Origin of the sequence: Mesorhizobium newzealandense, from assembly GCF_042682145.1 — a bacterium.
GTDB classification, from domain to species: domain Bacteria; phylum Pseudomonadota; class Alphaproteobacteria; order Rhizobiales; family Rhizobiaceae; genus Mesorhizobium; species Mesorhizobium newzealandense.
In genome coordinates, this window is sequence record NZ_JBHUGZ010000016.1 from 54,646 (window position 1) to 75,400 (window position 20,755).

At 58.6% G+C, this 20,755-nt stretch carries 14 protein-coding genes and 5 pseudogenes; 3 read left to right on the forward strand and 16 right to left on the reverse strand.

Features of this window, described 5'->3' with window-relative positions:
- Positions 1–120 precede the first annotated feature (120 nt).
- The 5 genes and pseudogenes from ACFSOZ_RS23210 to ACFSOZ_RS23230 all read right to left on the reverse strand — a co-directional run.
- Complete coding sequence (locus ACFSOZ_RS23210; RefSeq protein WP_379101771.1) at positions 121–564, reverse strand: IS630 transposase-related protein; 444 nt, start codon at positions 562–564, stop codon at positions 121–123.
- Between the two features lie 594 nt (positions 565–1,158).
- Positions 1,159–1,500 carry a patatin-like phospholipase family protein gene (locus ACFSOZ_RS23215; protein ID WP_379101773.1) on the reverse strand — a complete coding sequence of 114 codons (342 nt, stop codon included), beginning with the start codon at positions 1,498–1,500 and terminating at the stop codon, positions 1,159–1,161.
- Positions 1,442–1,870 (reverse strand): patatin-like phospholipase family protein, encoded by a 429-nt coding sequence (locus ACFSOZ_RS23220; RefSeq protein WP_379101775.1) that lies wholly within the window; start codon positions 1,868–1,870, stop codon positions 1,442–1,444. Before ACFSOZ_RS23220 ends, ACFSOZ_RS23215 begins: the two co-directional genes overlap by 59 nt.
- Positions 1,867–2,124, reverse strand: coding sequence for a Mov34/MPN/PAD-1 family protein (locus ACFSOZ_RS23225; RefSeq protein ID WP_379102015.1), 258 nt, complete (start codon positions 2,122–2,124; stop codon positions 1,867–1,869). The genes ACFSOZ_RS23220 and ACFSOZ_RS23225 overlap by 4 nt, the downstream gene beginning before the upstream one ends.
- A 74-nt stretch (positions 2,125–2,198) precedes the next feature.
- Positions 2,199–2,732, reverse strand: a pseudogene (locus tag ACFSOZ_RS23230) (ATP-binding protein); the annotation flags it as partial.
- Between the two features lie 122 nt (positions 2,733–2,854).
- On the opposite strand from ACFSOZ_RS23230, the pseudogene istA (ACFSOZ_RS23235) reads away from it, so the two are divergent.
- Both istA (ACFSOZ_RS23235) and istB read left to right on the forward strand, forming a co-directional pair.
- Positions 2,855–4,608 (forward strand): annotated as a pseudogene (gene istA, locus ACFSOZ_RS23235) (IS21 family transposase); the annotation flags it as partial.
- Positions 4,586–5,353, forward strand: a complete 768-nt coding sequence (istB, locus tag ACFSOZ_RS23240) for an IS21-like element helper ATPase IstB (protein ID WP_095090151.1) — start codon at positions 4,586–4,588, stop codon at positions 5,351–5,353. The pseudogene istA (ACFSOZ_RS23235) and the gene istB, both read left to right, overlap by 23 nt.
- 80 nt (positions 5,354–5,433) lie before the next feature.
- Here istB and ACFSOZ_RS23245 read toward each other — a convergent pair.
- The 5 genes and pseudogenes from ACFSOZ_RS23245 to ACFSOZ_RS23265 form a co-directional block, all read right to left on the reverse strand.
- Positions 5,434–5,793, reverse strand: a pseudogene (locus ACFSOZ_RS23245) (ATP-binding protein); the annotation flags it as partial.
- Positions 5,790–7,058 (reverse strand): IS21 family transposase, encoded by a 1,269-nt coding sequence (gene istA / locus ACFSOZ_RS23250; RefSeq protein WP_379101779.1) that lies wholly within the window; start codon positions 7,056–7,058, stop codon positions 5,790–5,792. The pseudogene ACFSOZ_RS23245 and the gene istA (ACFSOZ_RS23250), both read right to left, overlap by 4 nt.
- Entirely contained in the window at positions 6,946–7,719 is a 774-nt protein-coding gene (locus ACFSOZ_RS23255) for a hypothetical protein (RefSeq protein ID WP_379101781.1), read from the reverse strand. The genes istA (ACFSOZ_RS23250) and ACFSOZ_RS23255 overlap by 113 nt, the downstream gene beginning before the upstream one ends.
- A 24-nt stretch (positions 7,720–7,743) precedes the next feature.
- A pseudogene (gene tnpC / locus ACFSOZ_RS23260) lies at positions 7,744–8,943 on the reverse strand (IS66 family transposase); the annotation flags it as partial.
- Between the two features lie 24 nt (positions 8,944–8,967).
- Positions 8,968–9,667 (reverse strand): IS6 family transposase gene (locus tag ACFSOZ_RS23265; RefSeq protein ID WP_465264473.1). Its coding sequence is split into 2 segments (ribosomal slippage): positions 8,968–9,012 and positions 9,014–9,667, totalling 699 coding nucleotides; the frame shifts between segments, so codons are not numbered across the junction.
- A 183-nt stretch (positions 9,668–9,850) separates the two neighbouring features.
- Between ACFSOZ_RS23265 and ACFSOZ_RS23270 the strand changes: the two are divergent.
- Positions 9,851–10,891: pseudogene (locus tag ACFSOZ_RS23270) on the forward strand (IS110 family RNA-guided transposase).
- Between the two features lie 237 nt (positions 10,892–11,128).
- Here ACFSOZ_RS23270 and ACFSOZ_RS23275 read toward each other — a convergent pair.
- The 6 genes from ACFSOZ_RS23275 to ACFSOZ_RS23305 form a co-directional block, all read right to left on the reverse strand.
- A complete protein-coding gene (locus ACFSOZ_RS23275; RefSeq protein ID WP_379101782.1) occupies positions 11,129–11,908 on the reverse strand; it encodes an IS1380 family transposase in 780 nt (259 codons plus the stop codon).
- A 181-nt stretch (positions 11,909–12,089) separates the two neighbouring features.
- Positions 12,090–12,698, reverse strand: coding sequence for a tetratricopeptide repeat protein (locus ACFSOZ_RS23280; RefSeq protein ID WP_379101784.1), 609 nt, complete (start codon positions 12,696–12,698; stop codon positions 12,090–12,092).
- Between the two features lie 36 nt (positions 12,699–12,734).
- Entirely contained in the window at positions 12,735–17,384 is a 4,650-nt protein-coding gene (locus ACFSOZ_RS23285; RefSeq protein ID WP_379101786.1) for an RHS repeat-associated core domain-containing protein, read from the reverse strand.
- A 485-nt stretch (positions 17,385–17,869) separates the two neighbouring features.
- Positions 17,870–18,181: a hypothetical protein gene (locus ACFSOZ_RS23295; protein WP_379101790.1), complete on the reverse strand. Its 312-nt coding sequence runs from the start codon at positions 18,179–18,181 to the stop codon at positions 17,870–17,872.
- Positions 18,178–19,299: a hypothetical protein gene (locus ACFSOZ_RS23300; protein ID WP_379101792.1), complete on the reverse strand. Its 1,122-nt coding sequence runs from the start codon at positions 19,297–19,299 to the stop codon at positions 18,178–18,180. Before ACFSOZ_RS23300 ends, ACFSOZ_RS23295 begins: the two co-directional genes overlap by 4 nt.
- A gap of 79 nt (positions 19,300–19,378) precedes the next feature.
- On the reverse strand, positions 19,379–20,125 hold the full coding sequence (locus ACFSOZ_RS23305) for a hypothetical protein (RefSeq protein WP_379101794.1): 747 nt from the start codon (positions 20,123–20,125) through the stop codon (positions 19,379–19,381).
- Positions 20,126–20,755: the final 630 nt, after the last annotated feature.

A 20,755-nucleotide genomic window follows, 5' to 3' on the forward strand; every position in this document is an offset into this window, starting at 1 on the left:
CCAGAACATCGCCCGATTTGCGCGATCAGCAAAATCCGCTCGCCGGACGCTTACGTCCACGCGCAGAGCGGCCTCGTAGCCGGGCCATCTTGGTATTGAGGCCACTTTCGTCGATGAAGATCAGGCGGCTCGGATCGAGATCGAGTTGGCCTTCGAACCACTCTTCCCGCGCTGCCAAAACATCCGGTCGCTGCTGTTCGGCCGCGTGCGCTGTCTTTTTTTGTACGTGATGCCACGCTTTGCGAAGAACGCATGGACCGTCGTCAGGCTGGCTTTGACCCCGCGCTCTGCCGCAAGGCGATCGACGATCTCGGCAAGCGTGATGTCCCGCTCATCGGTCTCGACCAAGGCGAGAATGAAAGTCTCGTGCGCGTCCAGCTTCGATACCTTCGGCTTGCCCTGCCGCCCAGGTTCCAGATTGCCGCTCGAACGCCAGGCCCGATACCATGCACCAGACGTCGATATCCCGATGGCAAACCGCCGTGCCGCTTCTCGGGTCGACAGGCCTGCCTCTATCGCCTCGATAACACGCGTCCGCAAATCCAGGCTGTAAGCTCGTGCCATGCCGCTGCTCCTTCCGCAAATCACTTCGATCAGGGAATCAGAACAAGCCGTTCACTGCAAACAAACGACTCCGATTAAGGGAAAACCGCTCTAGTGCTGACTTTCAGCCCTTCGTGTGAGTGTGAACCGTCCTTGTGGAAGGTCAGCTTCTCGCTCTTGTACGAGCCATCATGGTGGTCGACGGTCTGCTTGTAGCTCACGCTATCGCCACTGCTATCAGTGCTATTCCACCAACCCATATGAACCTCCTATGGTTGCTTACGTGAATTTGGTAGAGCGGCATGCTTTAATGACGGTATGAATGCTGACGATGTGTTGCGCCTAACTACACTCGGATTCATACTCCAATTGGTATTTGAGGGAAAGCGCCCAGAGGCCCTCAACGCGTTCCAAGTGACGCGCCCCCAACTGACAAAGGCCAACTTGGTGCTTTTGCTCGACTCGCTTGCACGCGTGTTGGCCAGCGACGATGATCCGCAGAACGTAGCGGAGCGGTTCGCTGATATTTACATCCGTTATATACCGCCGCGTTTCAAGGCCTAGACCCGCGCGGGGATACTGTGCGGAAGCGGTCATAGGGCCATTTATGATATACTAACCAGATGAAAGTAAGCGGTGCACCAAGGCACCTTGCAATAGGATCGTCCGGCAGCGCTTCCAGACCCGTTCCAGGCCGAGGTTGTCGTAGACGCCGCCGTCGGCGAGCACCGCCAGCTCGGTGAACGGCTGCCGGTGAAGGTCCGCGCCTTCGGTAGCCCGGACGACCTGATCCTTCAAATTGATCCGGACAGGGGAGAGAAAGGGAGGAAAGGCGGATGATGCTGCCACGACCCGTGCCAGCGACAACGTCGGTCGGTCTATCATGCCTACACGAAAATCAGCTGCATAAGCCTTGCCAAACCGCCAACCGCTGCCAGTCTGCAAGTTGGTAGCCATAAAGGTGAATCGCGGGAAATCGGTGATCTCCTGCAATCAACAGGGGCCTAGCAACCAGGTCGCCCAGGTTCGTTGCCGTTCCCGCGTTATCAAATATGAGCCGCGGCCATGCCAGCGCCAAAACGCCCGCCGTGATCGAGCCGCCGGACACGCTGGCGATCTCCCCGAGGCGCGGCAGGAAGCCCAGCTCGTTCAACCTGATGAGGGCGCCGACATGGTAGATCATGGCGCGGTAGCCGCCGCCTGAAAGGCACAGCCCGATCGTGTCTTCGTACGCATCCTCCAGTTTGCGCGCCTGCACGAAATCCTTAGTGTCGGCGTTGGCCGCGAACAGACTCTGGATATCAGCGGGGCGAGCGTGCGGCCTCATGCGCAGCTCTCCTTGTCGGCACCGGGCAGAGTGGAAATCTGCCTGCCGCCGAGCATAAGGCTGATCGCGCCATCGTCGCCGGCAATGACCATCAATGCCGGAAGACCCTCGCTTTCGAGTTCTTCCGTCAGCCAGTACAGCTGCCGCAGGTCAATCGTGCTGGGCCGCGTTGTCGACCCGACAGGATGAGAGTGCCATTCGCCCACATAGCGCACCTGATGCAGGGAGGCTTCTATTGCGGCGGACACCGCCATCTGCAAGCCCGCAACCCCTCGTTTGTCAATACCGGGCGAAATTTCCGCAGAATTGCCGAAGTAAAATTCCCCAATTATGCCGCTCCGGACGACGTGGAGAATTGGGCATTTTTCGGGGGTCTGCCGCGTTCGCGTGATGGCGGGGCGAAAGACGGTGGCGTTATCAATGCTTTCGAACGGACGTGTTCGGGCATCAATTCGGCATGTTGGCGCAGTCTGTAACTTGATCCTTCGATCTGAACGACGACGGCATGATGCAAAAGTCTGTCGAGGAGGGCCGTTGCGACCACGGCGTCTCCAAAGACATCGCCCCATTCTGCAAAGCCGCGATTTGATGTGAGGATCATCGCACCTTTCTCATAGCGGGCGTTGACGAGCTGGAAGAACAGATTGCCGCCGCCGGCGATGACCGGGAGATAACCGATCTCGTCAACGATCAGGAGACTGGGCCTGCAGAAGAAGCGGATGCGTTCTTGCAGCCGTCCCTCGCGCTCGGCCCTCGACAAGGCTGCGATGAGATCGGCCAGCGTGCAGAAGTAGACGCTCTTGCCGGCCTTGACAGCTTCGACGCCGAGCGCCACGGCCAGATGGCTTTTGCCCCCCGTGGGTCGGTCAAAATCCCCCGGGTGTGGTCACTTGAAACTCCCCACCCGATGATCACCGGCAGCGCTACTGAACAGCGGTAGCCGGTAAGGCAGGACGTTTATTTTCATCCCCTTTCTATAGCGAGGGGACCGGGAGTTGAACGTCTTGAAGGCACATCTGCAAAGCACCGTACTAACATTACTTGATCGCAACACCAGCCAGCGCGAGATTCAAAGGCTGACGGGTGTCGATCGCAAGACGATTCGGCGTTACCGAGCGCAGCGGGCTGGTGCGGAGGCAAATTCCCCCGGGGAAGTGACCACCGGCTCGGCAAGCGCGGAGGACCAAATTCCTCCACCCCGACCACCGGCTTTTGGGGTGTCGGGAGCGACGAGCAGCCTGGCCCGCTCGGCCTGCGAAGTGCATCGGGCGTGGATCGAAGAACAGGTCCGCCTGAAGCGAAATGCGCAGGCGATTTACCAGGACTTGGTCGATCAGTTTGGCTTTCAGTCCAGCTACCAAAGCGTCAAGCGGTTTGTGCGCACGTTGCGACACAGCGATCCCAAGCAGTTTGATCGTCTAGAGTTCCTCCCCGGCGAGGAGGCTCAGGTCGACTATGGCGAGGGCGCGCTGACGATCGATCCCAAGAGCGGCCGGTACTGTCGTCCCCGCCTGTTCGTGATGACGCTGCGCTATTCGCGGCGCAGCTTCCGGCGGGTAGTCTGGCAATCCAGCCAGCAAGTCTGGGCGCAGCTTCACGAAGAGGCGTTTCGGTATTTTGGCGGGGTGGTCAGCTATGTGGTGCTCGACAACCTTAAGGAAGGCGTCCTCAAGCCCGATCTGTACGAGCCCGAGCTCAATCCGATCTACAGTGCGATGCTGGCTCATTACGGCGTCGTCGCCGATCCGGCCCGCGTGGCGGACCCCAATCGGAAGGGGAGCGTCGAGAATGCGATTCAACATACCCAGGGGACCGCGCTGGCCGGACGGCGCTTCGAGACGCTGGAAGCGCAGAACGAGTTCTTGAGGCACTGGGAGGAGAACTGGGCTTCCAAGCGCATCCACGGCAGCACTCGCCGTCAGGTCGAGGCCATGTTCCAGGAGGAGAGGCCGCACCTGCGGCCGCTGCCTGTCGCACCCTTCCGCATCTTCACTGAAGTCGTTCGGACCGTCTGCGACGACACCACCGTACGCGTCGACAGCAGCTATTACGCCGCGCGGCCCGCGGCCATCGGCAGTCTGGTCGTCGTGCGCATCTACACTTCCACGATCGAGATCCGTGATCGCCACACCCATGCGCTGCTGCGGATTCATCCCCGGATGACGCACCCCGGTTCTGTCGTCCTGCCGACCAACGAACGGCCGTTCAATCCGTCACGGCAAACCGCCGTGCTGCTGGCGAACGCCGGCCGCATCGGCCCACAAACCAAGGCCCTGTGTCAACATATGTTCGATGCCGAGGGACGCCCCGGACAGCGCGCGATGTGGGGCATTGTCGGGCTGAGCCGGAAGTATCCGACACGGCTGGTCGAGCAGGCCTGTGCTCATGCCATCAGCAACCGCATCTACCGTTACAAGCACGTACGCGCGACTGTCGAGCGGCTGTTTGAGCAGGCGCTGCAACAGGTTGAAGAAGCCCCACAGCCGGTATCGCAGCTCACCCAGGATCATCCACTGATACGCGCGCCCGCCGAATATGGCGACCTCTTCAGCCGTGCTGTGCGGCACGATGCCGGCAACAATGGCCGGCAGGCTGGGGCTGACGACGACCGCGCCTCTCCACCCCGCGCTCGTGGCGCCTGCGCAACCCCGACCAGCTTCGCCGCCACGAGCGCTCCCGCTATCCCTTCTCACCTCAAACTGGAGACCCAACCCCATGATGACCATACCCGAAATTGAACGCTGCCTGCGACAGTTGCGCCTGTCGGGCGTCCGCGACACGCTGCAGACGCGCGTGCTGCAGGCGCAGGGCGCAAACCAACCCTTCCTCGAGACCTTCTCCCTGATCCTGCAGGACGAACTGGATCGTCGCCAATCCCGCCTTATCGAGCGGCGATATCAGCAATCCGGGCTCGATGAAAAACTGACGCTCGCCGAGTTCGACTGGGCCTTCAATCCCAAATTGCCGCGCCAAACTTGCTTCCAGCTCCACACCCTGGCGTTCGTCGCCGCCGGCGAGAACGCGATGCTGGTCGGCAAACCGGGCACCGGGAAATCCCACATCGCCAAGGCGATTGCCTATCAGGCGATCCTGCACAGCCACAAGGTCCAGTATCTTGAGACCGATGACTTCTTCCACCGCCACGCTCTGAACGCCCCCGCGCAACGCGAGGCCCGGATGCGAACAATCATCGACTGCGATCTCCTCGTGCTCGACGATCTGTTCCTCGCACGGGCCATCCCCGACGAAGCCGGCGCATGGCTGCAGACCCTGATACATCAGCGCTACAAACTGCGTCGCAGCGTCATCGTCACCTCCAATCGGGTCGTACAGGACTGGGGGACATATCTGCGAGACAACACCATGAGCACGACGATACTCGATCGGCTGATGCATCATTGCCATCTGCTTGAGTTCGATGGACGCAGCTATCGTCTCAAAGAAGCCGCTGAGGCCCTTGCTCGGGAAACAAAGTCAAACTAACAAATACACCCTCTGTCCTGTCTTGCGGGTGGGGGAGTTTGACTGACCCTACCCGGGGGAATTTGAAGTGACCCGCGGGGGCCGGTTCCCGGCGGCCCAAGGAGATGGACGACCTCATGGCGGTCGACAAAACCCAGTTGCGTCAGCGTGAAGATCCGATCTCGATCGAGTGAGGGCTGGAAAGAAAAATCAAAGCCGGCGAGCGTTTTGATGGTTGCCAGGCGACCCATCCGAAGCGCGGTTTTTATACGGCTGTTCTCGCGCAGGGTCAGCTCTTCGGAAAGTAGGATATCGATTGCTTCGAGAGCCGACAGCTCGCCCTGCTCCAGGCGCCGGACAATATGGTCGAGTGCTTCAAGGGCACGTGGCATCTTCAAGCCGACAAGGTCATGGCGAATGCGGTCGATCATCGACGGCACGGAATCGAGAGCGGCGCTCATGTGCGGTTCTCCTGTGCCATGGCTCTGGCGACGGCGTCGTAGAAGGCGAGCGGCCGCTGTGTGACCCTGTCTCCGGTTCCATGAAGAATGATCTCGTCATTGTTGACGTGTGGCCGCGATCGCGGCAGTGAGCGAAGGGTTCTGTGTCCTGGTTCGACGCGACGCTGGTGACGACCCTCCAACACTGGATGCACAGCAATGAGGGTGTCGTCCTCGAAGATCCGAACTTCATTGGCCAAGGTATGAACCTCGACAAGACGCCTCCTGGTGGCGTCGGGCACGCTGTAGGCGTTTCCACCAACGCTGACCATACCGTCTCGAGAGATCCTGCGCTCCAGTCTCAACACGGAGCGGAACGGAGCCAGAGGCAAAGGCCGCAAATGATGACGCTCCTCGGCGAAGGCCTCCATGACGACGCGCTGCGTTGTCGCGTGCACACGCGGATTGGCAACCGTGTCAAGCCAATATCGCAGTTGGCTGTTAAGATCGTCGAGGTTGCGAAACGAGCGTGCCAGGAAAAAGTCTTCACGAATGTAGCGGAATGGTCGCTCGACCTTTCCCTTCGTCTTGGCGCGATATGCTTTGCAGGCCTTTGGATGAAAGCCGTAATGGCGGGCAAGATCGAGCAGAGCACGGTTATAAACAATGCCACCGGTTTCCCCTTCGCCGATGACGGCAGTCTTCATGCGGTCGTAGAGAATCTCGCGTGGAACGCCGCCAATTGCATCGAATGCGGCGACATGGCATCGCAGCACCGTCGGAAGATCCTGATGCATAGCGAAGCGAGCCCAGATGAGACGGCTATGGCCCAACACCATGGAAAAGAGCCAGACGATCCTGGGCGTTGCCGGCTCATCGGTGAAGATGACCTGAAACTGGGCGAAATCCACCTGGGCCTGTTCGCCGGGAGCTGTTTCGAACCGAACTTCAAATCCCTGTTCTGAGGTCGGGCGAACATCTCTGAGAAAGTCCGTGACGGCCGTGTAGCCACCCGCATATCCGCGATCGTTCAGCTCTCGCAGGAGCCGCCGGCCGCTCAGGCCGGGATAGGCAGCAACCCGTTCACGTAGATAAGCCGTGAATGGATCGATCACCGTCGCCCGCGGCTTGCGTGGTCCATAAGCAGGCGCTTCGAGACCCCGTTCAATATATTTACGAATTGTCTTTCGATCGACGTTGGTCTGTCTGGCGATCGCCGACACCGACAATCCCTGCCGGTGCAAATCTAAAATCATGACTATCTCCCCGAGTTTGATCCCCGACATTCCCCTCTCGACCATCGAGAGCAGTATCGGTGATGACGCGCCGCCGGTCCTCCGGGGCGCGCCCCGGAGGACCGACGGCAACGCTAAACTGGGGAAGATTCAAACGGCACTTCTGGGGAGTATTGATCCGGTATCGACATCGTTCGAAGCGCTCGACCCTACCCTCGCTGTCTGCCGGTTTCGGGAGGGCGCGCACAATATGGATGGAACGGCGGCTGGCATCCGAAATGCCAAGGAGAACGCCGCCCGTTTCGTTGGGAAGATTGCGCGCCCGCAGTGCTACGAGTACCTGTTGAACGCGCTGATCGTAGGTGACGGTCCAACCCGCCAGTGGAATCCTGGTCACGGGTGCGGCTGCTTGTTCGTGTAACTGCACTTCCCCAGCGTCGCTGACGCTCCAGATGCGCACGGAGGCTTGTTCGTCCTTGAGGGCTGCGGTGATGCCGCGCGTCGCAAGAGCGCTGAGCAGGGCCGCTTGCGACGCGGAAATGCGATTGGTGACCGAGCGGCATGAGCCGCTGTATCGCATGCCCGAGGCGCGGGTCTGCAAGTGATCGGCGAGCGCCGGTTCCGTCTGGATCATGCGGTGGTACTGGCCTTCGAGGTCGCGCAGCGTGACCGCGCGGTCGATGCCTTCCGCAAGGAGGACAACCGTACGCATACGCTAAAGGCCGCCTACTGACGCGTACATGTCATCGAAGAGTGGCTTACTCTTTTCCTGCCGCACGGCACGCCGCTCAGGGGCTGTCTTGCCGTTGATGTCGCGCTCGATGTCGAAGAGCGCGTCGATGCGCTTGACCGCCTCCAGCGCCGTCGGGGAGATCGGTTTGCCATTCTTCCTGCCTCGCGGGCATTTTTCTCGACGTCGGCCAGTTCGAAGAATCCCCTGCGCGCATGCGCAAAACAGAATGCGGGCGTGATCGGCAGCTCTTTCCGCTTCGGATCGAAGAGCGGATTGAAGCCGCTATAACAGTCGACCTGCAGAATGCCCCCGAAGCGGGCCAGATGTTTTTGTGGGTGCTCACCTCGTCGGTCGCTCGAGGCGTAATAGACCGCCGCCGGCGGCGCGGCGCCGCCGAACGGCTGATCGTGGCGCACATACGTCCAGATACGGCCCGTCTTGCATTTGCTCTTTGCCAGGACACGGATGGTCGTGTCGTCACCATGAAGGCGCTCGGCCGCGAACACATGAGCCTCGATCAGCTTGAAGACCGGCATGAGGGCAAAGGTTCCATGACCAACCTGATCGGCCAGCGTCGAGATCGGCATGTCGATCCCCTCGCACTTGAAGCACGTGCTCTGCCGGTTGAGCGGGATGTGCATGCCGAACTTGGCGAAGAGGATGGTCGCCAGCAACTGCGGGCCGATGAAGCCGCGCGGCGTGACATGGAATGGCGCCGGCGGCTGGGTGATCGCCTCGCAATCCCGGCACGTAAACTTCTCCCGGACCGTTTCGATGACCTTGAAGCGGCGCGGGATCTCCTCCAGCGTCTTGTTCACGTCCTCGCCTAGCTTGGACAGCCGGAATCCGCCGCAGCAGGCGCAGGCAGTCGGAGGATCGATGACGACGCGCTCGTGTTCGATGTCATCCGGCCATGGCTTGCGCACCGGTCGCTTGCGGATGAACGGGGCGGACCTTCTGCGTCCTCGCCGCCGCGGCCTGCGCGGCAAGCTCATCCTCGGTCGCCGAGGTGACGAGTTCTTCGAGCTCCAATTCCAACTGCTCGATCAGCCGCGCCGTGCGCTCGGAGCGCTGCCCGTACAGTTCGCGTTTCAGCTTTTCGATGCGCAGCTCAAGATGCGCGATCAGCGCCTCGTTGTCGGACAGCATAGCCTGTGCGTTGGCGGCTTCGGCGGTTCTGTCGCAAATTGTAATTTCCGCCACGAGAGGGCGCTTTCGCCCCGATTGTCAGGCTGCGAGGATTTCGAACTGCTCAGCGATTGAGGGGGCGTGGATTATAGGCAAATCTCGCCTGTCGCTTGCGCATCATGTGAACCATTTCGATGCCGGAGAGAATTACTTCGGCGCTTGCCGTCGATTTGAAGCCGAGCATGGAGCGGATGCGGCGCTTGACGCGTCGATGGTCCTGCTCGATCCGATTATTGAGATACTTGCTCTTGCGGATTCGGATTGGTTGCAGTGAGCGCCGCGATCGATCCCGCAAACGGTATTCAGCATCGCAGGAAATGATCGCCTCGTGATTTGTCTGGCTGCCGTCGATAACAATGCGATCCGGTCGACCGTGGCGACCCAACGCCTTCCGGAGGAAGCGTTTTGCGGCCGCCAGGTCACGGTTTTCGCTGAAGAAGAATTCGACCGTGTCGCCGGCGCTGTCGATGGCGCGATAGAGGTACGTCCACTGGCCGCGAACCTTGATATACGTCTCGTCCATATGACACTTGCCGGTGATGGCACGCTTGCGTCCGTTGAAACACTCCAGCAGCCGAGGCGAGAAGTGGACGGCCCAGCGATGCACGGTGGAGTGATCGACGTTCAGGCCGCGTTCGGCCATCATCTCTTCCAAATCGTGCAAGCTCAGATTGTAGGCCAGATACCAGCGTACGCACAGCAGGATCACGGATCGATCAAAATGACGGCCTTTGAACATGGAATGCTTCTGCGAAAATCTGAGCGCTTCATGCGGGACATAGGTTGCCATTCCGTTTGCGACAGATGGGGTATTCGGCTTGAGCCCATTCCTGGAGACTGGGTGCAGAGGCGCTGCGCTTCGAGCTGATGATAGAACGTGGTCTGTTGGAACAGCCACAAGCATCAGGGAAGGAAGCGCAGCATGAAACATTATGCCGGATTGGACGTCTCTGTGAAAGAGACGTCGATATGCATTGTGGACGAAACGGGTGCTATCTGCCGCGAGATCAAAGTCCCCAGCCACCCAGAAGACCTCGTCCAAGCCTTGAAGAATCCCGCGTGGCAAATCGTTCGGATCGGGCTTGAGGCCGGACCGTTGTCGCAATGGCTGTTCAGCGGATTGGCAGAGGCGGGATTGCCGGCGATCTGTATCGAAACCCGGCATGCGAAAGCATTCCTAAAAGCTCAGGTGAACAAGACCGACCGCAACGATGCCCGCGGCATCGCGCAGATGATGCGGGTCAATCTGTTCCGGCCCGTGCATGTCAAGACACTGATGAGCCAGCGCCGCCGCGCCCTGTTGACCGCCCGCAAGCTGCTGCAGGAAAAGGCGATTGCCATCGAGAATGACATTCGGGGGCTGTTGCGCAACTTCGGACTCAAGGTCGGTATCGTTGGAACGGTCAGGTTTGATGATCGCATCCGCGAGCTTATTGATGGCATGCCGGACCTTGGCGAGATCATGAAGCCTTTGCTGGCGGCGCGGCAAAAGCTGCGTGAGACATTCATGGCTCTCCACCGCAAGCTGCTATCGATCGTCCGTGACGACGAGGCCTGCCGACGTTTGATGACGATCCCCGGTGTCGGTCCTGTTACCTCGCTTGCTTTCATCAGCACCATCGATGTTCCGGCGCGCTTCAGCAACTCACGCGCCGTCGGTCCGGCGCTGTGATTGACCCCGGTCCTCAACCAATCGGGCGAAAGCCATCGCGTCGGTCGCGTTTCCCTGTGCGGTGACGGCATGATGCGGTCCCTGCTTTACGAAGCAGCCCAGGTCATGTTGAGCCGGGTGAAGAAATGGTCTTGGCTGAAAGCCTGGGCGATGAACGTCGCCAGGCGCCGCGGGCGGCAAAAGGCCATCGTTGCGCTCGCCCGCCGGCTGGCGGTGATCATGCATCGCATGTGGAGTGATGGCACCGAATTCCGCTGGACAAGAGAGAACAGCATTCAAGCCATGGTCTGACCACGCCGAGAATATCGACATTGAGCCGGTATCAAAAAGGAGACGATAAAGTTCCGCCCGCCGGTGGAGAAGACGTCCTTCGCGGGACGATGGATGAGGTGAGTTCGCTTGGGTTCTTGTGCCGATCGCACCATCGCGGTCAGGACGCGCGACAGATTGGGCCGCCTCATTCTACTGATCCCATCATGGGAGGGCCGACGGCCGATCCCGAAGAGAAGCAAGGACCCGCGAAAGACGTCAAACACCCGCAGAGCGGAAAGCTCGAAAGCGCTTGACCTCAACACGCCGAATAGAGAAGAACCGCCCATAGTGGCTGTCACCGCGGATCAGAATGCGGGTTCTCGGCCAGCGGGCGCGGATCATCCGGACAAGCCGGCGCAGATGACCGCGGATCTCTTTGCCCGTCGGCGTCTTTCCCGGACGCAGGATCATGGCGACCGGCCGCCCTGTCGCGGCGTCGTAAATGTGGATCGGCAAGAAGCAGCGCTCGTCGTAATGAGCATTGAAGAGCGACGGCTGCTGATGGCCGTGAACGGCATCGAGCGTGTCATCGATGTCGAGCGTCACGCTTTTGGGCGGCGCGACATAGCTCGACAGCCACAGATCCACCAGCACCCGGCCGAGCCGGATGACAGTGCGCAGGTCCGGCAGGTTCTCCAGCCGCGAACACGTCGGCTGCGAGCACAGGTCATTCCCGCTGTCGGGCAGCTGACCACAGGCGAGCTTGAAGGCCGGATCGGTGCGCAGCCGATCGAGATCGTTGGCGTCCTCATAACCGCAGGCGATGGCGAAGATGCGGGCGCGCAGGATGTCAGCCATGGCGTGCGTCACGCGCGCTGGATCGCGCGGATCCTGGATCGCAGCGGCAAGCCTGTCAGCCAGGTGCAGCCGCCGCTCGGCCGCGGCCAGCAGCATCACGCCGCCATCCGAGGTGATGCGTCCGCCGTCAAACGCAGCTGTGATCTTCTTGCGTCCAACGGCTGGAAACGAGAACTGCAGCAACGTATCGTCGGTCATGGCGGGTGTGGCTCGCAAGATGTGGGCGACAGGAATGGCTTCAGCACCAAAATCCTACGCCACATCAATCGCTTAAGCTACTTCCGCCAGCCTCTCAGAGGGTCGTCGTGCACAAGACGGGCTAGGTTCACATGATCGAGAGGCGCCGGGCCGCCTTTCAGGCATGTTTGCAAATAAAGGCTTATTCCGCCCAAGCGCCATCGCGTTGAAGGCGCTGACTTTTTGGATCTGATTGATATACCTGCATAAATTTAATAGCGCCTCGCAGAAAAAAGAGGGCACTTTTCAAAGGGTGAAATCCGAGTGCACCGTTGAGATAGCCGCGCGCCAAGTCCCTACTCGCCCAAATATGACCCCTGTCAGACGCCCTTTCTAACAATTCGCGTGCTTTATCCAGATTCCTCAAATTAGCAGGGCCCTTCCAATATAGGCGAGCCAGCCAATAGATCGCCGGTGAATATTCACGGTCCGCAGCTTTCTTTAGTAACTGTTCAGATTCATCATAACGATTTTCGTTCATGCACAATATAGATAGGTGGAACACACCAACCGTCAGATTTCTATCCGCAGCCTTTCTGTACCATTTCTCTGCTTCATCCGGGTTTGCTGGGATTCTTCCTTGCCCTTTACGATACAAATTCCCCAAATAAACCAGACTCATCTGAGAGCCTCGATTTGCCAACTCAGTCAACTCGTTCACCGCTGCAACCTCATCGTTAGTAATAAGGTCGTATGCATGTTTCAGAGCGGGAAGGTCCGGTTCCTTTTCCCAAGGGGTTTGGTTTGGCATTAGCATTAACCTATAAAATGTAGCGCGACCAATACGTTATCGTTTTTTTCGGCCTTGGCCAGCGGAAGTTGGGTCTATTTCGATAATCGGCGGTTCCGAGGGTGGGTCTGCGGTATTTCCACCAGGGTCGCCGACTACATATTGTGAACACAGCGCAAGCAGACCTGCACAAAAGCTACGTATTTTCTCTCCACAGCTTCTTGCAAGTCCTAAGGGGTCGATCCAGCTAACGGGGTTGCTAGCAACATACGTGTAGCCATTATACTGGCCCACGAACGGCAACCAAGCCAAGTCTGACCAAAGGGCATTTGAAGATACACGTACGTCGCCGATTTCACCAAATGGATCGCGCGAAAGCCAGCGTCCACTGAGCGTATCGTAGACCCGGAAGAGAGTCAGGTCGAGCCCGCTGTCAGCGTCGGTAAACATTTCAGCGTAGCCGAATTCGGTCAATCGCGCCGTTGCCTGTAATGGATGGCCGTAGGGGTCGTATGCGTACGCTGGCGCGTTGCTGGCTGTAAAAACCCGCCGCACGGACCCGATCTGATCCAGGCCATAGAAGTAGGACTGAGGCGCCGTGACCAGAGCAATTTCCCCCTCAGCATAATAGGCTCGTGTCGGCAAGTTAGCAGCATTCCTTGTCTGGCATGGGAATAGACCGCACCAGATGTATGAAGTTGCTGCAGACGTACCACCGCTCCCTGCTGGCGTGCTGGTGATCGTGGCGCGTCGGCTTAAACCATCATAGGCGAATGCTGTAGCCTTACCCGGCTCTACAGGATAACTGATGCCTATAAGTCGGTTTTCAGCGTCCCAGCCATAGTTGCGCTGGCCGTCTGAAAGCAAGTTGCCGTTGGCATCGTAGCTTAAGGTTTGACCTGACAAATTCGTCAACTGATTAAGGCTATTGTAGCTCGCGGTTTGCGTGCTGGCAGTCGGATAGGAGGTCGAACTGTCGCTCGTCTCGGTGACCGCAGTGATTAGATTCTCGGGCGTGGTCGTGTACTGGTAGGTTGAATACTGGCCCGCCGACAATCCGACATTGTTGATTCCCGCCAGCCGACGATCGCCAGAATTGGGCAGGTAGCTCCAGGTCGTCGATAGAGTGGAACTGGCGAGCTGGCGGTTTGCTATCTGTCCCGTCTGGCCGAGATAGCTGAGCGTGAAAGACCCAAGATCGCTGGTGTGGCCGATCACCCTGCCGATCATGTCGTAACCGAAGATCTCCGTACCGGCGCCTGCGACTGTGCGTGAAGCCGACCGCCCGAGTTCATCGTAGGTATAGGCAATGGCACTGCTCGGCAGCGGACCGTTCTCCTGCTGCAACTGCAATGCACCCTGAGTAAAGGGCGGGACATAGCTATATTGCGTCGTGCCGGTTCCGTCGGTCATCGATTTGACTCGCGGGAAATAGGCGTCGTAACCGAAGCTGACATTCGGTGTCGAGTGCACCGCATTCAGGTAAGTGATTCCGCTAGGCCTGTTGTCCTTAAAGTAGCTGAACTGCTTGGTTTGCCCGAGTGCGTCGAGCACTGATTTGAGCCGGCTCGTTGTGTCCTCGTAAGCGTATGTGACCGCGCTGCTGTCGGCGTATGTCTTTTGCGTGAGCCGGCTTTGAACATCATAGGTCCAATTGGTGGTGTTGTCGTTGGAATCGCTCAGGCTGGCGAGTTGGTCCAGGCCGTCATAGCCAAACAGCGTCTGACTACCGATCGGATCGGTAATCTTTGTCAGGCGACGATTGGCATCGTAGGCATAAGTCCACAGCCGATTCTGACGGTCCTTATAGGAGGCAAGATCGAGCCTGTTGTAGCCATAGAGATCGGCCGTGCCATCCGGATACGTGATTTTCGTCAGGCGATCAGCAGCGTCGTAGTCGTAGGCGGCGGTCCAGCCCTCCGAGTCAGTATAGGTCCGTACACGATCAAAGATGTCATAGGTGTAGGTGGACGCGGTTGCGTTGTTGGCATTGGTGACGGAGGTCAGATTGCCCGATGAATCGTAGTGATAGCTGGTTTTCTCGGCTTTTGGGTTGGTGGACGACGTTAGCTGGCCAGCGGCATTGTAGGTGAAATTGGTCGTCTCGCCGGCGGCATCGACGTAGAGCAGCGGGCGGTGATGGCTGTTGTAGATATATTGGGCGATTGTCGTTTGCACACCAGCCTGCGTGACCTGACTAACCGCAGCAAGGTCGATCTGATTGGCATAGGCATACGAAGTGGTGCGGCCAACCGGATCTACGACCCGGGTAAGGTTGAAGAAGCCGCCCGTATCGTAGGAAAACTTGGTGAGTTGCGTAGTGCCGTCGTCAAGCACGCGGCCAATCGCAATCGGCTGGGCGTACGTCCCACCATATATGCTGCTCGATTGGCCCGGATATTCGTACCAAATCCGATTTTCGAGGGGGTATTTGACGCTTTCGATGGCCGTGCCCTTGAGCGACGTGTTCGGCATATGCACAAAATGCCTAATCCGGGCCTTGGTGTAGTCGCAGCCACCTGTTGGTGTGCAACCCGCAGCCACATAAGCGTCTTTGTCCCAATGGAAGCTGTTGCGATATTCCAGGTAGCCATTTGTCGGGTCTATCGGCATCCCCTGCGGCACGGTGGCTGCAGGGTCGCTATTGGGGATTGGGGCGGGCTCCAGCCATTCCTCGCGCTCATGATAGCCAAGTGGATCGGTGACCTCGACGAAACGCGGCGGCGCGCTCGTTCCTGGGGCTGTATAGGCAAAGGATGTCGTTCCATAGGGCGTCGTCATAGAGTTGACGAGCGAATTGGCGTCATAGGTGAAGCTGGAGGTAAGTCCGATAATGTCGGCAATCGAGCTCAGGCGTCCGCTACCGTCATAGGTCAATGTCGCGTTGCGCCCAAATGGATCGGTGATTTTGGTGACGAGGAGCGGAAAGCCTGCCAAACCGTACGTGAAGGTCGTCAGGCGTCCGACAGCATCCGTCAGTGACACGAGCCGCTGCTGACCGTCATACGTCAAGGTGAGAGCATTGCCTTGCGGATCAAGAACCTGACTTAGAAAAATCCTGCGCGGATAGGCGGTCGCGCCATCCGATTGTGCGTAAATTTCAGTGCTACCATCACGAAGTTGCCGTCGGTAGGTGGTTGGCGTGCTCGCTTCACGGACAAGGATCGACCCGTCATCGTCCTGGGCGGCAAAAGCGCCAGAATTGGAGTCATAACCGAGATAGTAGAACGCCCCGCCGCCCTGCATATAACGGGATACGTTAGCGCCTGCGTTTGTTGGGTCATCGGTGACATAGGCCAGCCAACTGAAGGTCCATTTCGGGCTGACATTGAAGAAACTGAAGACGGCCGGCTGGCTATCCTCACGCTGATTATAGCTAACGCTTACCTTTGCGGATGGGCCGATCGGCGGTGCGTAGCCGACGGGAGTATCGGAAAGTGAGACGCTGACGCTCGATTCTTTGATGTTGTAGCCGCACAATGGGCATGTCAGCGATTTACTTGCTGTAGGCGGTCCATTGGGACCGTTAGGTCCATTGGGGCCAGGGCCGTTAGGACCAGGGCCATTGGGGCCAGGGCTGTTAGGACCAGGGCCATTGGGGCCAGGGCCATTAGGCCCCGGGCCATCAGGGCCAGGGCCGTTGGCATTTGGGTCGCAGCAGCCACCGCCTTGCCTTGTGCCGTTCGTCGGCCCCTTTCCCCAAATCTTGGACGCCTCTGCGACGTCGACAGCGCGCCAGCGCCGATCGGCCTGAACATCAGAAGGAACCAAGAAGTATCCGCTCGCTTCTGCATCAAGCGCAGCCTTGGTCACCCACAGGTCAGTGCCTGAAAAAACCGAGTCGCGGACATGGTAGCGCCCGTTCGCCTCGCCGACGATCGCCGCGAAATGCCCGACCTTCCAATGCACGATCGACGGCACCGGAACCGCTTGACCCGGCTCTCGCAGGATAAGCTGGTGGGCAAGATTGGCCTTATCCGCGAGCCGGCCAACCTCGGCCAGGTTGGTTCCGTCCGAGGCGGCGCGATACCACTGTAGGAAATCCACTTTGTCGAAACTGACGTTGCGAGCCAGCATCAGTTGCTTCAGAGCTAACGGCCCGCAGATGAACAAATGCCGCGGGTCCTTCGTTTCCAGCACAAGCTCTTCGCGGGCGTTCTGTATCGCCTCGGTTGCGGATCCCGTAATGGGCCGATGCCCTATATCATCGAACAATGCAGTCAGCTGCTCGTTATGGCCCAAATTGGCTTCAAGCTGGGCAAGCTCACCGACTGCGCGATCGACCAGAGCTCTGGCCCGCGGGTCCTTGGCCTCCTTGCCCTCAATCCATGCCTTTTGCCAGACCTCGATAGCTCGAGAAAAGTAGCCATCATGCAGGTACGAAAGGCCAAGATTGGTGTTGAGTGCAGAGGCCCACCCGGAGTGCGGATGCTCGTCCAGGAACTTGGTCAGACCGCTGATATCGTCAGGGGTGGTGCGTTGGTTGTATGTCGCCACTGCCTTGAATAGAGCCTGATCGTCTTCCGGCGAGGTGACAGCGGTCGTGACAAGCGGCTCGGCAAAATGCGCCGCGCGAATTGCGCCGGCTATAGCCTCGTTATTACTTCCCGCTGCGTGCGCAGCTTCCAAGACAAATGTCAGCGACAGAAACAGGACGGTGGAGCTGATTGCCGTTACAGCCAATGCCGACCACTTTGGTGCGTTCATATCCCGTCTCCCGGTACTACCGCCTTGGGCGAGTCGGCAAGAAAAAGGGTGTCAAATATCCGCCGACGCGCGCGAATCGTAAATTGCGGCACCTGGTTGCCACGTGGCAGGCAGCGCCCGTGGGGACGGTCAGGGAGTCCAATTGAAGCACCCCCACACGCCAGAGCCCCAGACAGTGGTTCCAACCGCATTGTTTTGCGCTGTCCGGTTGCCGTTTGCATCGTAGCTGTAGGCGATGCACATGCCATTGTCGTACAAGGCAGACGTAACACGCCCAAGATCATCGTAGCCGTAGCTGACCGAGCTGTTGGCAACCGTAGGAAGCATAGAAACGATTGTCGCCGTTATCACGGAGACCCACCGCACTTTGCCACGACAATCCTGCCAAATAGACATCGGTCATCTCTTTCGATTTGCGGATCGTATTCCGACCAGTCGCCCTTCAAATTACCAAGACAGTCGGAGTGATTGATGGGGCCAGCCGTCTACCAGTGAGTCAGCGGAGCACGAGAGACGATCCCGCCACCGCCTTGCAGCGCCTCGACAACGACACCAATGCTGAGCTTGGGCGATTGAAGTCCTGAATTCTCCAGCACGACACCCGGCGAGAGCTTTGACGATTGAAGCCCCGATCCTTCCGTAACAATGCCGGGCAAAACCTTCGACGATTGAAGCCCTTCACCCTCCATCACGACAGCGGGCGAGAGTTTTGAGCTCTCAAAGTCGGAGCCCGCAAACGCGGCAGTCGTTGTCGCGCACAGGAGGGCGGAGCCAACAATGATTGCGAACCCCCTCATGGCTTCGTCTTTTCTCCGACATTGAAGCCTACAGCGGCGAAGTCCGAGACTGCCCACGGGCTGCTCGTAGCCGGGTTGGTCGTCTGGATGTAGTTCATGATGTTGGAAAAGCTTGGCAGCGGCGCAAAGTCAGCCGAGGTGTAGTCGGTTCCGCTAACGCGGGTCACGAAGTCGAAATGGAGTGGTCCACTGGTTCCGACGAGCGCCCGGGCGCTCATCACCAGTCCAAGCACATTGTATGCGCCGGCAGGGATCGTGCCGTTGACCGTGCATTCATGGACCACATTGTTCGAACCGGAATACCCATAGTTTGCATCATTGAAGGGCTTTGCGTTCCAAATCGCCGAGCAGACATTGGCCCCGGAAAAACCAACCGTGTTGCCATCGGCAACGGTGTTGGCGGTAAATCGGGACATGGCCCGGGTGTCGGTGTCAGCTATGATCACTTCGGACCATTCCCCTGTGTAGAGTTGCCCGCCGTTCGTGGCGCGGGCCGAAGAGAATTCCGCCTGATTTAGCGTCGTTGCCCCGTCGCCGTTGGTAACGTCGCCGGTATAAGTGCAAACTTGAACGCTGTTGTTGTAGAGGGTGACCTGGCCGGATGCCCCGTAGTTGATGGAGAGATCAACCTGCTGCAGTGTTATTCCGATCGTTCCAGGACATGTGACCAGATCGGTAAATGTGCCGGATGAGGAGCGCGACGATATCTTAACTTCCCCGGCTGTGCCGGTACCTTGAACAACGAGCGTCGCGTTGCCAGCGCCGTCGATGATCCGGATCATTTGGCTGCTTGCGGTGGTGTCGTTCACGCAGCTGCCGGTATTCAGCCACACACTGCAGTATTGCGCATGAACCCAGAGGGTCGAGCTTGCCGAGAAAGGTGGAGTCACAATCCGGTTCTTTGCAGGATCGGCCGCCAGGCCCTCCAACTGATACGCTTCCCGTGCCCAGCCAGCCCTGAACCTGCCGGTGGTCGTATCGACGACACAACTGCCGCCAACAGCGCAATTGAAATCTCCGTCTTCCCCGCCAGAAAAGAGCAGCGTTGCGGAAGCCTTTGTCGGCCCGAATGCGACGCACAAACCCCACAACGCCACAGTTAGCCACCAGAGTTTCATGAGGTTCTCCTTCCAGAGCCTTGGATAATGGCGTTGTTCGAAGCGTGGTCTGGATCTCAGCCGACGTTTTCCAGAGCGCCTAGGCGCCGTCTCCAGTGATGATGACATTGGCCGCTGTGCCGCCGGCATTCGTGTCTACGAAAAGACCCAGAATTGCGTATTGGCCGTAGGTCTTGGTGTAGTTGTGCGGCGAATGCTGAGTTGCGCCCGAACCGGCTGCAATTGACACCTGCCCGCCGCCTCCCTGCTCAATGGCGACAGCGCAGCCGGCTGGCAGGCTGTTCGACGTCGTCACGGTGATCGCGGAATTGTCCGTGAACAGAAGCGTCGTGCCGCAATCTGTCGCCGCAAGCGCATAGGATGTTCCGGTCTTTGTAGACACAGACCCGACCACGGGGCCAAAGATCTGCGTTCCGGACCAGGAATTGCCACCGTCCAGATATGGCAATGTGTGACCAGATGTCCCCGTGCTCGGCCCATTGGCGGCAGCCGTCAGCCTACCCTTTGAATCGACGGTGATGTTCGACAAGGCATACGTGCCAGCCGTGACCGTGGTCGTACCCAAATTCAGGACATTGCCGCTCAACAGCATATCCGTGCCAAGCGATGTCCAGGCCTCCGGGTTGGAGCCGCCGCCACCTGAGGTGAGTAGCTCGCCGGCGCTGCCTGCTGTTGCCGGAAGGTTGAAGTTGTAGTTCGTCGCCGCGCTGGGATTCTGCATCGTAATGACGCCACCGCCTGGGCCTGAGAACTGCCTGCTGGGCGTCGGAACTTCGACGAATTCGCCGGTATTCAGGCACGTTCGAAGTGCCTCGTAGTCAGCCATGACTTGTGTAGCGTCGGCTGCTTGCCCGTTCGTGAGTGAATATGGCAAAGCCGGGCACTGAGCATCAGCATAATTGACGCCAGCTAATATTATTCCACAAATACTTCCAAACAATACGAGTACGGCATTCCATCGCACGGCGCCGATCCTTATGTGAGCCTGAAAGCGAGATATATACTTATCCGTACCAAATAAAATGATGCCGCACAATTAAAACTGTACTTTAGCTTTTGTGAATATATATTTGTTTAATTTCCTATTGAAAACAGAGGGATAAGAGACGCCCTCCGTCTCGATTGAGGTGTTTCTGGCTTCCGTCGCGTAATTTTCCGCAGATCAGTCACGGGAACGTGAACGTGGGCGCATGGTATGGCAAAGACATCGCGGTTTGCCGATGTCATGCGCGCTCAGCGCTGTCGGTATCAGCGCACTCGAGGTCACACAATGGACGGGGAGATCGAAGGCCTGCATCTTGGCGACGGCAAACGCCAGCCTGCAGAAATATCGTTTTGATGGCCATTTCGTGAAATGGCGAAACATCGCGTTGGGTGCCATTCCTAGAAAATGGCACGGGCAGCAGGGCTCGAACCTACGACCTGCGGTCTTGGAAGCTATGGGAAGGTGTTGACG